Here is a 15651-nt window from a genome sequence, read left to right on the forward strand (position 1 = left end):
ATGAGCCAGGCCATCGAGCAGACCTTGTTGCAGCCGGAGGGCAAGACGCTGGAGTTCAAGCGCGACCTGTCCTCGCCGCGCAATGTGCTCAAGACGCTGGTGGCCTTTGCCAATTCGGCTGGTGGGCGGCTGGTGATCGGCGTGGATGACGACCGCCAGGTGACGGGCGTCGCCGACCCACTGGATGAAGAAGAGCGGATCTGCAACCTGATTGCGGATTCGATTGCGCCGCGCCTGCTGCCCAACGTGGAACTGGCCAGCATCGGCGAGCGCACGGTGCTGGTGGTCGAGGTGTTCCCCAGTAGTTCGCGCCCGCACTACCTGAAAGCAATGGGGCCGGAAAACGGCGTGTATGTGCGGCTGGGCTCCAGCAGCCGGCAGGCGGGGCCGGAGCTGATCGCGGAATTGCGCCGTTCCGCGCAGGGTGTCGTCTTCGACGAAATGCCCATGCCGGAACTGGATCCGGAGGATCTGGACCTGGAAGCGGCGCAGCGGCTGTTCGGGCCGGAACGCAAGCTGGACAACAAAGCCCTGACCACCCTCAAGCTGCTGCGCCGCGAGCAGGGTCGGCTGGTGCCCACGCAAGGTGCCGTGCTGCTGTTCGGCAAGGCACGCAAACAGTATTTCCCGGATGCCTGGGTACAGTGCGGGCGCTTTCGTGGCCGCGACAAGGTGGAGATCTTCGACCAGGCGGAGATCCACGAGCACCTGCCCGATGCCGTGACGGCGATCGAGCTGTTCCTGAAAAAGCATGCGTTCAAGACCGCCCAGTTCGGCGCAATGCGCCGCGAGGATGTCTGGAGCATCCCCCTGACCATCCTGCGCGAGGCCATCGTCAATGCGCTGGTGCACTGCGACTATTCCCAGCGGGGCACGCCGATACGCATTGCCTTCTTCGACGACCGCATCGACATCGAAAGCCCCGGCATGTTGTTGCCTGGCATGACCGTGGAAGACATGAAAAGCGGCGTCTCCCGCATCCGCAACCCCGTGATTGCCCGCGTGTTCCGCGAGCTGCATTTGATCGAGCAGTGGGGCAGCGGGGTCAGGCGCATTTTTGCCGAGGCCGCCGAGCAGGGCTTGCCCGAGCCCGCCATCACCGAGATTGCCACCGGATTGCGGCTGAGCATTTACCTGCGAGAGCCGGTGCGGATCGACGTGGGGGGCCCGGAGCAAAAAGGGGCCCAGTCAGGGGCCCAGTCAGGGGCCCAGTCGGATAAAATACTGAAACTGCTTGCCGCCGGGGCCCTGTCTGCCAATGCCCTGGTGGCAGGCCTGGGGTTGAAGTCCAAGACCGGGGCCTTCAAACGCACGATCAAGGAACTGTTGGACCTGGGGTGGATTGCCTACACCCTGCCGGACAAGCCCGATAGCCGGTTGCAGCAATACCGTTTGACCGAGCAGGGCCAGCAAGCTCTGGCACGACAACCTCATGCATCCCAGAGAACAACGACAAGGAATCAGGACGTTGGCTGACCCCAGAATCATCCAGGCGCTGACCAGCCTGTTCGACAAGCAACGTATCGTGTTCTGGTACGACACGCGCCGGGAATTCCGGGGCGAGTTCGAAACACTGGATCTGCCTGACGTGGAGAAGATCGAACTGGCCAACAATGAGTTCGGCGTGAAGTACCGCGTCCTGCGTGAGCAGACGGAGCAGAAGTTCCTGCTTTACCGGGAGGGGCCCGAGCCTGCCCATCTGGACAACTGGCTGCTGGACGTGCAGTTGGCAAGCGGACGCACCTTCCAGACCGATCAGGTGGCCTTGTGGCTGGCGGAGTTGGGGCTGGGGCCGAACGATTACGCACTGCTGGAGGAACACAAGGCTTTCTTCGAGTCCGCCAAGCGGCGCGAAGCCTTGCTGAAGCTGCTGCAGCCGGGCGATTCGCAGCCGCAGTTGCAGCGCAAGATGCTGGCCGTGTGCGCGGGCTGCGAGCCCCGTCTGGATGTCATCCTGGAAACCCTGCTGGCCGAATTGGCCCAGGAGGGCGATGCACGCATCAAGCTGGTCGAACACTCCAGCCTGAAGGGCTACCTTTGGGAGCAGATGAAGCGCGCCTATGGCTACGACTCGCAGCAGCCGGGCCTGCAGGACTTTGTCATCGAGCTGTTCAAGAACAGCTTCCTGACCGGTATTGATTCTTCCTGCGCCAGCACCTTGTCCGCCGAGTCGCTGGTGTTCCTGCGCCGCTGGAAAGACAGCCGCTCGCACAAGGCCAGTTTCGAGGCGCTGTCCGGGCGGTGTGCCGAGATCCTGCAAATCGACGAGAAACTGCAGGCGCTGGACTATCGCCAGTTGGCAGATCTGGATTACTTCGAGCTGATCGACTGCAAGATTCTCAGCGAGTTGGTGCATGCGGTGGTGGCCCGCACCATCACGGCCGCCGATGTGGAGCGATGGGTGCGCCAGCGCCGACAGAGCCATTGGTTCGAGAACTTCGAACATGTGTATCTGGCGCTGGAACACGCCGCCCAGTTCATGCATCTGCTGGACATGACACAACTGGACATGACGTCATTGGCCGACGGTGTGCGCAAGTACGCGGCCACCTGGTTCAGGCTGGATCAGCGCTATCGCAAGTTCATCTATCACTTGCGCGAGTCCGGCCAGGCGTCGCTGCTTGGACAGCTGGCGACGCGTGTCGAGAACCTGTACAGCACCAACTATCTGACCCGCCTCAACAATCAGTGGCAACAGCATGTGGATGTCGCGCAGCATTGGAAGGTGGATTCGGTACCCCTGCAACGCGACTTCGCCAAACGCCATGTCCAGTCTTTCCTGGAACGCAAAGCCAAGGTTTGCGTGCTGATTTCCGATGCCTTCCGCTACGAGGTGGGCGAAGAACTACAAAGCCTGATCCGGCAGGAAGACAAGTACGAGGCCGACCTGGAGCCGATGCTGTCCATGTTGCCCAGCTACACGCAACTGGGCATGGCGGCACTGTTACCCAACACATGCCTTGAATTGGCCGATGGCGACAGCGGTGATGCACTGGTCGATGGCCAGAGCGCACAGGGTTCTGCCAACCGGCGCAAGATACTGGCCGCTGCCATACCAAGCTCAACGGTGGTGCTGGCCAAGGACGTGCTGGCCATGGGCAAGGAGGAGTCGCGTGCATTGGTACGCGACCATGATGTCGTCTATGTCTATCACAACCTGATCGACAAGACCGGCGACACACGTGATACCGAAGAGCGCGTGTTCGCCGCTGCACAGGGGACGCTGGAAGAGCTGATCCGGGTGATCAAGAAGCTGTTCAACGCCAATGCCAGCAATCTTCTGCTGACTGCCGATCACGGGTTCATCTATCAGCACCACCCTCTGCAGGAAAGCGACTTCCTCAGCAGCGAACCAGAGGGTGAACAGATTCTCTATCGCGACCGGCGATTCGTGCTGGGCAAGGGGCTGCGCGAGGGTGCGGGTTTCAAGACCTTCCAGCCCGCGCAGTTGGGACTGGACGGCACGTTGGAAGTCCAGATTCCAAAATCCATCAACCGCCTGCGGCTCAAAGGTTCCGGCAGCCGGTTCGTGCATGGTGGGGCCACCTTGCAAGAGGTGGTGATCCCGCTGCTGCATATCAACAAGAAGCGCCAGAGCGATGTCGGGCGCGTGGAGGTGGATTTCATCGGTGATGGGGGCAAGACCATCACCACGGGACAGTTGGCCGTGGTGCTGTACCAGCGTGAAGCCATCACGGAGAAACGCCAGCCCCGGCGTCTGCGTGCAGGCCTGTACACGCTCGCGGGTGAGTTGATCTCCGATCAGCATGAGCTGTTGTTCGACTTCGCCTCGGATAATCCGCGCGAGCGGGAGTTGCCGGTACGCCTTCTGCTCAGCCGCAAGGCGGATGCAGCGAACAACCAACAGGTTGAGCTGCGGCTCGAAGAACCCGTCGAGGGTACTTCGCATTACACCAAGTACAAGGCGGTGCGCTACACCATTCGCCGATCCTTCACCAGCGAATTCGATTTCTAGGCGAGAACGGCCATGACCCTGCTCGATGACAAGATCAACCAGCATTTCGCCAGCCTGGTGGTGCGCAAGGATTTGGTGAAGGCCGTCAAAGGCAATGCCATCGTGCCAACTTACGTGCTGGAGTACCTGCTGGGTCAGTACTGCGCCACCAATGACGAGGCAACCATCCAGACAGGCATCGATACGGTCCGGGAGATCCTGCGCAAGCACTATGTGCACCGCAATGAGGCTGGCCTGGTGCGCTCAACGATCAAGGAAAAGGGCCGGCACAAGGTGATCGACCGCATCAGCGTCTCGCTCAACGACAAAGATGACGTCTATGAGGCCGAGTTCGCCAACCTCGGCATCAAGAAGGTATTGATCGACTCAGGTACGGTGAAATCGCACCAGAAATTGCTGGTGGGTGGCGTCTGGTGCATTGCCGATCTCGAATACGAATACACCGAGGACAAGTCCGCCTCGCCCTGGATACTGGCCTCGCTCAAGCCCATCCAGATATCGCGCTTTGATCTGGACGGGTACCTGGAAGCTCGCCGGCAGTTCAGCACGGACGAGTGGATCGACCTGCTGATCCAGAGCATCGGCTTCAACCCGCAGATGTTCGGCAAGCGCAACAAGCTGCTGCAACTGATTCGCCTGATCCCGTTCTGCGAACGCAACTACAACCTGATCGAACTGGGGCCCAAAGGCACGGGCAAGTCGCACGTGTACTCCGAGTTCTCACCACACGGCATCCTGATCTCGGGAGGCGAGGTCACGGTTCCCAAGCTGTTCGTACACAACGGCACCGGCAAGCTCGGGCTGGTGGGTTACTGGGACGTAGTGGCCTTCGACGAGTTCGCCGGAAAGCAGAAGCGCGTGGACAAGGCGCTGGTGGACATCATGAAGAACTACATGGCGAACAAGTCGTTCTCTCGTGGCGTGGAAACGCTCGGGGCCGAAGCGAGCATGGTGTTCGTCGGCAACACCGACCATACCGTGCCTTACATGCTCAAGCACAGCGATCTGTTCGATCCGTTGCCTGAGAAATTCCACGATTCCGCCTTCCTCGATCGCATCCACAGCTACATCCCGGGCTGGGAGGTAGACGTGATTCGTGCAGAGATGTTCTCTGCGGGCTATGGGTTCGTGGTCGACTATCTGGCCGAGATCCTGCGCTCGCTGCGCAGCCACGATTATTCGGACCGCTACAAGGCGCTGTTTACGCTGGGTGACGATATCTCCACGCGAGACCGCGACGGCATCAACAAGACCTTCTCAGGACTGATGAAGCTCTTGTTCCCTGACGGGCAGGCGGGCGATGCCGAGATCGAAGAGGTCTTGCGTTGTGCCATCGAAGGGCGAAAGCGGGTCAAGGACCAATTGCTGCGCATCGATGCGACCTATCCAGAAGTGCGTTTTGCCTATTCGGATGCGGCTGGGCAGCAACGCCTGGTGCATACGCTGGAGGAAGACGAGTACCCACACCAGTATCACCGCCGTGTGGCGGTCGATGATTCGGCCGAGGCAATAGCCGGCGCGCAGGGCGCTTCAGCAGCGGTCGAGCCATCTCAAGGCGTGCCGGCAGTCGAGCAGCCACCTCGCTCAAAGACCACTGACAACCCCTTGAAAGAGCAGCACCTGGTTTTTCAGGAGAACCAGCGTGGCGTGAGCTTTGACAGCTTGTTCGGCGCGTATCTGGCTGGAGCCAAGCGGATCGTCGTGACCGACCCTTACTTACGCATGTTCCACCAGCTCCGCAACCTGATGGAACTGATGGAAACCGTCAGCAAACTTCATGGCCCCGAGGATGAAGTCGCTGTGCATGTCGTCACCGTCGAAGACGAATTCAACGGGGATCGCCAGACGGAAAATCTGCAGAAGATCGCGGATGCCTGCGCGACTGTCGGCATTCAATTCACTTGGGCCTACGATACCAGCGGCACCAAACATGACCGGGACATCACCACGGACCATGGGTGGAAAATCGTTCTCAGCCGCGGCCTGGATGTATTCCAGCGCTTCGAACTGAACGACACTTTCAATTTTGCTAACCGGCTTCAGCAACATAGGCAATGCAAGGAGTTCAACGTCACCTATGTGCGTCTTTGATGGATTGATCACGCCTGCTTAAGATCGAGCATGGCCGACTTGCGCCGCATATGTCGCTTCAGGCTTGAGCATGCTGCCGCATGTTCTGGTCCGATGAGTTGGATCACCCACTCGAACTGGTGATCCCATACCTGCATCCTTGCAAGTCGCAGTGCCTGTAGCGTTGCATGTGCCAACGCGTCATGACCTAGCAAGGTGTTTACCGCTTGATAAGCAAGAATATCGATGGTAGTCACCAGCTTCAACTGTTTAAAGCGCTCGTAAGCGATCCGCGTTGCTTTCTTCTCGTCGATAGCAACTGGGAAGCCTTTGCTATATGCATATGCGAGTGTAGCTGCCTCGCCATCCCCTAGAGAGGTTGAAGTATGGCCAGCGACCATATCGAAAAAGTGCTGCAGCGACGGGCCGGAGAGTTCCTCCACCCTCAGCACTTGATCACTGATCAACTTAGCTAGTAAAGCGGGTTCTGAGCGGTCGTTGGCAACACCTTGGCCAATCTCCCGTACGACATTTCCCGTCACGAAAGGAACGGCAGGTAGGGCTTGCAAGATTGCACTTGCATTCCCAGTGGCCAATAGGTTGATGATGACACTGGCGTCTAGGACGACAGCCTCATCCCGATCATTGAGGCAACTTGAAAAGGTCATCTATCTCATCCTCTTCGGCCTCATCAAGTAGCTCCCGAACCTTTCTTCGATCGAGCTTCAGCATTTCTGCCATCTGCCCCTCACTAATCAGATCCTTTTTCCACGCCTCGATGGCCAATAGGAAAAGCCGAGACGATTGCGTTCCATCCGTCGGCACGGGATCATGTGCCTGCGAGCCGAGGACTTGCCGAGCCTGATCGTCGGTGATGCCACCGTTATCCATGAACCAATCCCAGGTGCCCTTTTTCGTCAATGCGAGTTCTTCAAGACGTAGCACTATTGCTTGCCGAGAGACGCCGAAGAAATTGGCTAATAAAATGATGTGCCTGCGCGTCAGATGCGTTGAGCCAATGGTCAACTCTTTGAACTTCTCCATAACGGCACGAGCCGGCATCATGAATGCGCTGGCGAAGGCATTCGCGTATCGCTCCTCACGAGAGTTTTCGTACTTCTCATCCTGATAAACCTCTGGCCGACGACGCGTTGCGACGAAATGGCCAAGTTCATGGGCACCAGTCAGGGTCCGGCGGTCTTTCCGGTGGCCGGCGTTGATCAGCATGCAGGCACCCACAGCAGTGTCAAAAGCAAACAAGCCTGACACCTTTGGATCAAGTTTTCTTGCATAAACGCGCAATCCCAGTTGTAACTCCAGAATTGCCAATAGGTTCTGTACTGGTCCTTCGCCTAGTCCCAGCCAGGTTCGTAAACTTTGTGCGTCGTGCTCTGCTTGCTTGCGAACGTCACCGGGAAGAATAACTTTTTCTACTGGATAGTTGTAAGGCTTCTGGATACCCAGAATGTTTTCAAGCTCTACTTCGGCTTTCACCAGATCGTTTAGAACCTGTGCTGCGTTCTCGATGCCCGCATCATTCGTCTCAGGAAGGGATCGAAAGCGCGGGACCAGATCTACGTGCACAGCTTCTCGGCGCAACAGGGAATTGGCGGAGATACCGTAACAACGGCTTAGTGCCTGAATTTCTTCGAGTCTGGCCGAACGCTGCCCTTTTTCAATGGAGACAAGCGTGGTGCGGGCGACACCCACAGCTTTGGCAGCAGCATCTTGAGTGATGTTTGCCGTCTCTCGTGCAATCTTCAATCGTTCGCCCAGCTCTAGCGGGCTTAGTTCATGGTTTGGTTTATTCATGATGCTTTATCTATCCATTGCCTCACGAACGACGTTGGCCCGAGATCGTCAGTGAATGCCGACCATTCCATAGCATGTTGTTGCAAAAAACGATCAAGGTTCTGCTGCACGGACACCGGTGAAATTTCCAGAGAAAGCGCCAATTCACTCGTTCTTCGGCGCTTGACTAATTCGTATTGCATAGAGCTTCTAAGTTCCGCAAGGTGTTCAAAATGCAGTACTCCTGCGATCGAGTACTCTCGCAGAGCTGGCGTGAAGGCCTTAAAGCTTTCAACTGCGCCGGCCTCCCAGGTGGCAGCTTGTAACGATTCCCACACATAGGTTTCCGGTGCCTCGATCAAACCGGCTGCGTGAACGCTCAAACGACGTAGCGTACATGCCGCGCATACACCACATTGACGCCTTTTGCCCAAGACAGCCACCTGCCGAGACTGCTGCCAGCACGACCTGGTCGCCTCCCAGCGTGCATCGGCACCACAGTTGTCGACAAATTCGCGGAGTGTTTCCCCTTTCGTCGCCCACAAGCGAGGAAATTCATACTTCAGCTTGTAGCCCAGCAAAGCGTGGATGAAACGCTCCATCAATGCCGTGAAAACTGGATGGCTCCGATAATCCTCATGGCCATGAGCAACAGGCAGAAGGACGGGGGCGAGAGCGCCCTGCCCGCTTTCTGGGACGATGGCCGATGGCGCATCAATCAAATAGGCCGCGAGTGCTGATACCACGCTAAATTTGAAGCCCCGACTGCGCGCGCTGTTTTCTGAGTTTCTCCCGCCGTCGATCTTCACGGCATAGGGAAGCGCCATGAAAGGAATCCTAAGGCGCTCTTTTTTTGAAATATCTTGTTGGCTGCCTCCCACGCGTAAACGTACCAAACGGTTCCCAAGACGCTTTCCTTCCAGCCCGGCGACTGCGCATGAATCCATTCCTTCGCTGTACGCGATAACAGCTTCCGCGTTGGCAGGAAATATCATTCGGTCTTGGCGTGGGGGCTCCGCAGACACTTTGCGCGTACGAAAATCGAATTGCCAATCGTCCCCGGTAAGGAGGTTCAATGCGTCTATCAGCGCCCGCCCTACTGATTTATCAGACCATCTGCATGGGTCATGAACAGGGATATGGACCAAGAATTTTCGCCCCCAATTCATTGAGCTGCGGGCGAGGCTTCGATCGCAAAACTCCACTGCTGCAGCTACAACGAGGGCGTCGTAAACAGTAGATTGCCATTTGCGTGACGAAAATGACTCGAGGATATCGAGATCGAACTTGATGTTCTGATCGATCCGACAGGCAACCGCACCTTTACACCGACGGGAACCAGGTTCGACCACGTCGACAACGAGTTCCTTGAGTGGCAATGCGCTCGTCATAGCGGAACTCCTTCATCGATTTGCGTATGCTTCTTCAGATGTTGCGTTTTGGCAGATCCAGGGGACGCAAGCATTGAACCCAATTGGATTTCTGACAGGCTGGAGATTGCACTATGGATCCGCTTGCTTACATGACTAGCTCGTCGTTGATTTGATTCCCGAAGGTAGTGCTCTTCAACAGATCTTGCATTTGCGAATCCTCTCATTTTGGCCGCAAGTCCTACGACCTCATGAAAAGCGTCAAGCCCAAATTTGCCCTCTTTGATCAGTACAACGCCCCATTCCACTGCATCCCGTCCAAACACGGATCCAGCCGCCAAGGCCCTTGCCTCCTCTAGCTCCTGCAGGGCGATCTCTCGAAGTCCCAAAGAGTTGTCGCGGCCAGTGAAAACAGCCTTCAAAGCATCTATCAACGACCACTTGACCTCATTCTTGAAATCGCTCGCGAGCGCATTCGTTGCAGCCTCCGCAACCTGCTCGTCAGCATAGACATGCTGATCTCCCCGCATAGCCAGCGCTTTCCATGGCTTTCGCATCGGCAAACTTCTGTGTGGCCCATCGCTCATAGATCTGACCTCCGGTTTGTCAGATTATAATGATAAAAATCAGACAATGTCAAATCCGGCTGAGACGAAGGGCAAGGGAATGGACTCAAGGGTCAACGGCGCTATTCAGAAAAGGAAAAGGCTGCCAACGCCCCGGATGGACTCACACCACCAGATTTGCCGACGGCGCCAACCCGTCAATGTAATCCGCCCACGCCTGCAACATCTCCCGCCGCTGTTCGGCGTACTCGGCGCGGTTGTAGACACCGCGCACGCCGCCGATGGTGTGGTTCAGCGCCTTTTCCACCACATCCGAAGGCCAGCCCTGTTCGTGCAGCAATGTCGATGCCGTGCGCCGCAGGTCGTGGATGGTGAAGGCGGGGATCTCCTGCCCCTGCAATGACACCTTCAGCGCCTGGTTCAGCGCATTGTTGGCGAAGGGCTTGGCCAGAGTGCCGCGCCCCGGCAACACCCAGTCGCTGCTGCTGGCCAGCGGCTTGAGTTCCTTGAACAGCGTCTGCGCCTGGGTGGACAGGTAGACGATGTGCGGCTTGCCGGTCTTGGAGTTCTCGACCGGGATGTGCCATTCGCCTACGTCCACATGCACGTCTTTCCACTGTGCCAGCATCAGCTCGGACTTGCGCACCAGGGTCATCAGGATCAGTTGGAAGGCGATCTTGAATTGGCGGCGGATGTTGGAGGTCTGCATGGCGCGCAGGAACTGCCGGATTTCGTCCGGCTTCAGCGCCCGGTCGCGGGCGGCGGCGCGGTAGACGTGCCGCATCGGCAAGGCCATGACCGGGTTGGCCTGGATCAGGCCGCAGGTCAGTGCGTAGTCGAACATGCGCTTGAGCAGGCCACGCACCTGACCAGCAGCGGCGTCGAAGCCTTGCTCCTTCTTGCGCCAGATGACGCTGCGCACGTCCTCGGCGGTAATGTCCCGGACCGGCTTGCTGCCGATGTGCGGCAGGATGTCCTTCTCCAGGTAGCGCTGGGGCATGGTCACGTCCTTACGGTCGCGTGCTTGGATGTCCCTGAAGAAGCGCTCGGCGAACTCGGCCACGGTGGCGTCTTCTGCTCTAGCCACTTTCTCCTGCTGCTTCTTCTTTGCCGGCGACTCTCCCATCGTCACTTGCTGGGCTGCCTCATCCCGCTTCAGGCGAGCGTTCTTCAGCGTCAGCGCGGGGTACTTGCCCAGCGTCAGCTTCTCGTACTTGCCATTCAGCCGATAGCGATAGCGCCAGACGATGCCCCCGGTCGGGAACACTTCCACATGAAGCCCCCGGTCGTCGGTGACCGTGTAGGTCTTGTCCTTGGGCTTGAGCGCCTTGAGTGCGGTGTCGGTCAGCGCCATCTCATCCTCCGTATGTCCAAGTAGGAGGAAGAAAGCAATCATCCAGCTACTTGGAACTAAACTTGGACATAAAAGTGAGTGGCTTTGACTGTATCACCGAATCCGTTAGTAGACAATAATACCTTAATTTATGCGGCTTACAGGCACATCGGCAGACTTCAGTGGACGTCCTTGGACCCCACCTCACTTCCCGATGCAGAACCGCGAAAAAATCACGCCCAGCAGATCATCGCTGCTGAACTCCCCGGTAATCGAGGTCAACGCCTCGTGCGCCAACCGCAATTCCTCGGCGAACAGATCCAGCACCCGATCGCTTTGCGCCGCATGCCCGGCCGCCAGTTCCAGATGATTCGCCGCCGTCAGCAGCGCATGGATATGCCGCTCGCGCGCCAGATAAGGTGATTCCGCCGAGGGATTCCATCCGGCGATCGCCAGCAGTTCGCGCTTCAATGCGTCCAGGCCCTGCCCGGTCCTGGCCGACACGGGCAGCCGCTTGGCGCCCGCGGCCTGGGCCTGTCCGATCTGTCCGTCCTCGACCAGGTCGATTTTGTTCACCACTTCCAGCACCGGGGTGCGCGGCGGCAGCCGCGAGGTGATGGCGGCGTCGAGTTCGGGGCCCGGGCGCGTGGCATCGAGCAGGTGCACGATGACGTCGGCCTTGCCGATCTCGGCCCAGGTGCGTTCGATGCCGATGCGCTCGACGGTGTCCTCGGTCTCGCGCAGGCCGGCGGTGTCGACCACGTGCAGGGGCACGCCGTCGATGTCGATCTGTTGCACGACCTTGTCGCGCGTGGTGCCGGCGATGGGGGTGACGATGGCGGCGTCGAAGCCGGCCAGCGCGTTGAGCAGGCTGGACTTGCCGACGTTGGGCTGGCCGGCCAGCACGACGTGCAGCCCTTCGCGCAGGATGGCGCCCTGGCGCGCCTGCGACAGTAGCCGGGCCAGGTCGGCCTGGATCGCGGCCAGGGTTTCGCGGGCCTGGTATTTCTCCAGGAACTCGATCTCTTCCTCGGGGAAGTCCAGCGTGGCCTCGACCAGCATGCGCAGGTGCACGATGCGGTCGGCCAGGCCGTTGACCTCGGCCGAGAACACGCCCGTCATCGAAGCCGCCGCGCTGCGGGCGGCTGCCTCGGACGACGCGTCGATCAGGTCGGCCACGGCCTCGGCCTGGGCCAGGTCCATGCGGTCGTTCAGGAAGGCGCGACGGGTGAACTCGCCGGGTTCGGCCAGCCGCATGCCCATCTCCATGCCCGCCTGCAGGCAGCGCGCCAGCAGGCGCCGCAGCACCACCGGCCCGCCATGGCCCTGCAGTTCCAGCACGTGTTCGCCGGTGTAGGAATGCGGCGCGGGAAAGGACAGCGCGATGCCTTCATCGATGATCCCGCCGTCGGCATCGCGAAAAGGCAGGTAGTGCGCATGGCGCGGCACCAGCGCGCGGCCCAGCAGCGCCTGTATCAGTCCATCGAGCGGCTGGCGCGCCGACACGCGCACGACACCGATCCCGCCGCGTCCGGCGGCGGTGGCGATGGCGACAATGGGATCCTGGTCGGAAATCATGGGCGAAGTTCGGAAAAGGCGGCGAAGCCCGTCCCCGCACTGTAAAACAAAAGGCCGTCCCGGTTTCCCGGAACGGCCCGACAAGCGCGCAGGAGACTCCTACCGATTGTTTTTTGTGATGAACCACTGCTGCGCGATCGACAGGCAGTTGTTCACCACCCAGTACAGCACCAGGCCCGCGGGGAAGAAGAACATCATGCCGCCGAACACCAGGGGCATGATCATCATGACCTTGGCCTGCACGGGATCGGGCGGCGTGGGGTTGAGCTTCATCTGCAGGAACATGGTGGCCATCATCAGCGCCGGCAGGATGAACCACGGGTCGGGCGAGGCCAGGTCATGCACCCACAGGATCCAGGGCGCGCTGCGCATTTCCACGCTGGCCAGCAGCACCCAGTACAGCGCGATGAACACCGGCACCTGGACGATCATCGGCAGGCAGCCGCCCACCGGGTTGATCTTCTCGGTGCGGTACAGCTCCATCATCGCCATGTTGAGCTTCTGGCGGTCGTCGCCGAACTTCTCTTTCAGCGCCTGCATGCGCGGGGCGACCTTCTTCATCCGCGCCATGGACTTGTAGCCGGCGGCCGATAGCGGGAAGAACACCGCCTTGATGATGACGGTCAGCGCGACGATGGTCCAGCCCCAGTTGCCCAACAGCTTGTGCAGCCAGGTCATCAGCAGGAACAGCGGCTTGGCGATGATGGTCAGCCAGCCGTAGTCCACCACCAGGTCCAGGCCCTGGGCCACGGCGGCCATGGCGGACTGGTCCTGCGGGCCGATCCACAGCTTGGCGTCGACGGTGTTGCCGGTGCCGGGAGCCAGCGTGCCGACGGGTTCGATGGCGCGCACGGCGTACAGGTTATTGCCGACCTTGGACATGTCGTAGGTGCGGGCCACGCCTTCGGGCGGCACCCAGGCCACGGCGAAGTAGTGCTGGATCATGCCCAGCCAGCCGTCGTTGGCCGACTTGTTGAACGATGCCTTGCCCTTCTCGATGTCCGAGAACGTGACCTTCTGGAACTTGTGCTCGGCGGTATAGATGGCCGGGCCGGTGAAGGTGCTGTAGAAATGGCTTTCGCCGGGCGGCTTGTTGCCGTCGCGGGTCAGCTGGAAGTAGAGCGAGGGCGAGACGGGCTCGGTACCGACGTTGGCCAGGTTGTGGCGCACGTCGATGGCGTACTGGCCCTTGTGCAGGGTGAAGGTCTTGATCAGCTTGACGCCGCCGCTCTCGGCCTCGAACGAGATCTCCAGCTTGTCGCCGGCCAGTTCGCGCGCCGGGGTGGTGACGTGGAAGGGCGTGCGGTGCGTCGGGAACGACGCGCCGTTGGCCGCGCCGACCACGCCGCTTTGCGCGAGGTAGACGCGCTGCGCGGAATCGTCCAGCAGCACGGTGGGGTGCTCGTGGTCTTCGATGTCGGCGTGCTTGAGCAGTTCGGCCTTGACGATCTGCGCGCCAACGGTGTCGAAGGTCAGGCGCAGCACGTCGGTGGTGACGACGATTTTCTCGGCGGGCGCGGGCTGCTGGGCCTGCGGCGCGCTACCGGGAACGGCGTCTGTGCCGGCCGCGGGCGTGGCCGCCGGCGTCGCGGACGGCACGCCGGCCTGGTCGGGCTGGGCCTGCGGAGCCTGCGCGGTCGCCGTCTTGGCGGGGGTGGAGCCGAACATCGAGGGATGTCCGTTGTACTTCTGCCAGCCATCCCACAGGAAAAGCAGGGATAGCGAGAAGATCATCCAGAGGATGGTGCGTTGCATGTCCATGGACGGATAGTTCCAATCGTCGTCGCGGCAAAGTCCGCTAGTGTAGCAAGGCCCCCCCCTACGCGCTTACGCGCGCCCCGAATGGTGGGCCCCCCAAGCCGCTACGCGGCAGCCCCCCGAGGGGGCCGGGACCCGCCTTGGGGCGGCCCGGCGCCGGGTCCCGTGGGGGCGATGCGGGTGGACCGGCAAAGCCGGATCCACCGCATCCTGGGTCTGTTTCGTTTCTTCCTACCGGTTTCCTCTTATCCAAAACGCCAGTCGTCGCCAGCCTGGTTTTACCCCAGGGCACAGCGGATCCGGCTTTGCCGGTCCGCCAGTGCCGCCCCCTGGGGGGCGCGCGTCAGCGCGTAGGGGGGGGACCATGTCCAGTCCGCCTTGGGCGTAGGGGTGGCAGCGGCAGATGCGGCGCAGGCCCAGATAGGTGCCGTGGATAGGGCCATGGCGGTCGATGGCTTCCATCGTGTAGGCGGAGCAGGTGGGGGTGAAGCGGCAGGACTGGCCGATCCAGGGGCTCAGGAAGTACCGGTAGAAACGGATGGGCCAGATCAGCAGGCGGCGCGGGAGCGTCGAGCCGGTTGGCAGCGCGTTGCTATGGGTTTCCGTCACGATGGGCCCCTGTTGCGGGAAATACGCCCGCCTTCGGCCGTCCGTCCGGTCTAGCCGGGGCGGTTCGCCTTCATTGCCCGGGCCAGGTGAGCGTCGATTTCCTGCCTGGCCTGGCGCTTGAGTTCGGTCAGCGAGCACGAAGGAATGCGGGCGTGCAATCTGAAGACATAATCGCCGGCCGGCAGTTCCGCGCGTCGCAGCCGGAAGGCCTCGCGCGCGACGCGTTTCAGGGCGGCGCGGCTGACCGACAGCGGGGCGTAGCGCTTGCCCACCACCAGGCCCAGCCGGGGCTGGGCCGACGGCGCCATGCTCAAAACAAAAAGCGCCCCTCTTGCAAGGCGGCGCCCTTTCAGCGCAGGAGCGAATTCCGCCGGGCTGCGCAACCGCGCGGTGCCGGGAAACGACGCGCGCGGATTCAATGCTGTAACGCTGCGTGGCCGGCCTGTACGACGGCCGGCACTGCCGTCAGATGGCCAGGCGTTTGCGGCCCTTGGCGCGGCGGGCGTTGATGACGGCGCGGCCGCCACGGGTCTTCATGCGCACGCGGAAACCGTGGGTACGCTTGCGGCGGGTGACGGAAGGTTGGTAAGTACGTTTCAT

General features: G+C 60.4%; 13 protein-coding genes. 3 read left to right on the plus strand and 10 right to left on the minus strand.

Annotated elements, in window-relative coordinates; all coding sequences use genetic code 11:
- From ABD104_RS14500 to brxL, 3 genes are read left to right on the plus strand one after another with little or no spacing between them, the layout of a single operon-like run.
- Positions 1-1476: an ATP-binding protein gene (locus ABD104_RS14500; RefSeq protein WP_343927712.1), complete on the plus strand. Its 1476-nt coding sequence runs from the start codon at positions 1-3 to the stop codon at positions 1474-1476.
- Complete coding sequence (gene pglZ, locus ABD104_RS14505; RefSeq protein ID WP_343927713.1) at positions 1469-3976, plus strand: BREX-1 system phosphatase PglZ type A; 2508 nt, start codon at positions 1469-1471, stop codon at positions 3974-3976. The genes ABD104_RS14500 and pglZ overlap by 8 nt, the downstream gene beginning before the upstream one ends.
- 12 nt (positions 3977-3988) lie before the next feature.
- Entirely contained in the window at positions 3989-6067 is a 2079-nt protein-coding gene (gene brxL, locus ABD104_RS14510; RefSeq protein WP_343927714.1) for a BREX system Lon protease-like protein BrxL, read from the plus strand.
- Positions 6068-6075: 8 nt separating this feature from the next.
- Here the strand turns inward: brxL and ABD104_RS14515 are convergent, their stop codons facing one another.
- From ABD104_RS14515 to rpmH, 10 genes are all read right to left on the minus strand, one after another.
- Entirely contained in the window at positions 6076-6714 is a 639-nt protein-coding gene (locus ABD104_RS14515; protein ID WP_343927715.1) for a PIN domain-containing protein, read from the minus strand.
- Complete coding sequence (locus ABD104_RS14520; protein ID WP_343927716.1) at positions 6689-7858, minus strand: ImmA/IrrE family metallo-endopeptidase; 1170 nt, start codon at positions 7856-7858, stop codon at positions 6689-6691. Before ABD104_RS14520 ends, ABD104_RS14515 begins: the two co-directional genes overlap by 26 nt.
- Entirely contained in the window at positions 7855-9228 is a 1374-nt protein-coding gene (locus ABD104_RS14525) for a hypothetical protein (RefSeq protein ID WP_343927717.1), read from the minus strand. The genes ABD104_RS14520 and ABD104_RS14525 overlap by 4 nt, the downstream gene beginning before the upstream one ends.
- A complete protein-coding gene (locus ABD104_RS14530) occupies positions 9225-9764 on the minus strand; it encodes a hypothetical protein (protein WP_343927718.1) in 540 nt (179 codons plus the stop codon). Before ABD104_RS14530 ends, ABD104_RS14525 begins: the two co-directional genes overlap by 4 nt.
- 172 nt (positions 9765-9936) lie before the next feature.
- Positions 9937-11127, minus strand: coding sequence for a tyrosine-type recombinase/integrase (locus ABD104_RS14535; RefSeq protein WP_343927719.1), 1191 nt, complete (start codon positions 11125-11127; stop codon positions 9937-9939).
- Positions 11128-11310: 183 nt separating this feature from the next.
- On the minus strand, positions 11311-12681 hold the full coding sequence (gene mnmE, locus ABD104_RS14540) for a tRNA uridine-5-carboxymethylaminomethyl(34) synthesis GTPase MnmE (RefSeq protein ID WP_338619237.1): 1371 nt from the start codon (positions 12679-12681) through the stop codon (positions 11311-11313).
- 102 nt (positions 12682-12783) lie between these two features.
- Positions 12784-14445 carry a membrane protein insertase YidC gene (gene yidC / locus ABD104_RS14545; RefSeq protein WP_132980226.1) on the minus strand — a complete coding sequence of 554 codons (1662 nt, stop codon included), beginning with the start codon at positions 14443-14445 and terminating at the stop codon, positions 12784-12786.
- 228 nt (positions 14446-14673) lie between these two features.
- Entirely contained in the window at positions 14674-15027 is a 354-nt protein-coding gene (gene yidD, locus ABD104_RS14550) for a membrane protein insertion efficiency factor YidD (RefSeq protein WP_132980269.1), read from the minus strand.
- Positions 15028-15101: 74 nt separating this feature from the next.
- The gene (locus ABD104_RS14555; RefSeq protein ID WP_087839047.1) at positions 15102-15470 is read right to left on the minus strand and encodes a ribonuclease P protein component; all 369 of its coding nucleotides are present in this window, start codon (positions 15468-15470) and stop codon (positions 15102-15104) included.
- A gap of 46 nt (positions 15471-15516) precedes the next feature.
- A complete protein-coding gene (gene rpmH, locus ABD104_RS14560; protein ID WP_008650850.1) occupies positions 15517-15651 on the minus strand; it encodes a 50S ribosomal protein L34 in 135 nt (44 codons plus the stop codon).

The organism is Pigmentiphaga daeguensis, from assembly GCF_039523035.1.
Classification (GTDB): domain Bacteria; phylum Pseudomonadota; class Gammaproteobacteria; order Burkholderiales; family Burkholderiaceae_B; genus Pigmentiphaga; species Pigmentiphaga daeguensis.

What these genes read in the sequence shown, in the direction of transcription:
- ABD104_RS14500 (WP_343927712.1), top strand. Translation starts at nt 1, where the DNA reads ATGAGCCAGGCCATCGAGCAGACCTTGTTGCAGCCGGAGGGCAAGACG.
- brxL (WP_343927714.1), top strand. Translation starts at nt 3,989, where the DNA reads ATGACCCTGCTCGATGACAAGATCAACCAGCATTTCGCCAGCCTGGTG.
- ABD104_RS14515 (WP_343927715.1), bottom strand. Translation starts at nt 6,714, where the DNA reads ATGACCTTTTCAAGTTGCCTCAATGATCGGGATGAGGCTGTCGTCCTA.
- ABD104_RS14520 (WP_343927716.1), bottom strand. Translation starts at nt 7,858, where the DNA reads ATGAATAAACCAAACCATGAACTAAGCCCGCTAGAGCTGGGCGAACGA.
- ABD104_RS14525 (WP_343927717.1), bottom strand. Translation starts at nt 9,228, where the DNA reads ATGACGAGCGCATTGCCACTCAAGGAACTCGTTGTCGACGTGGTCGAA.
- ABD104_RS14530 (WP_343927718.1), bottom strand. Translation starts at nt 9,764, where the DNA reads ATGCGAAAGCCATGGAAAGCGCTGGCTATGCGGGGAGATCAGCATGTC.
- ABD104_RS14535 (WP_343927719.1), bottom strand. Translation starts at nt 11,127, where the DNA reads ATGGCGCTGACCGACACCGCACTCAAGGCGCTCAAGCCCAAGGACAAG.
- yidC (WP_132980226.1), bottom strand. Translation starts at nt 14,445, where the DNA reads ATGGACATGCAACGCACCATCCTCTGGATGATCTTCTCGCTATCCCTG.
- rpmH (WP_008650850.1), bottom strand. Translation starts at nt 15,651, where the DNA reads ATGAAACGTACTTACCAACCTTCCGTCACCCGCCGCAAGCGTACCCAC.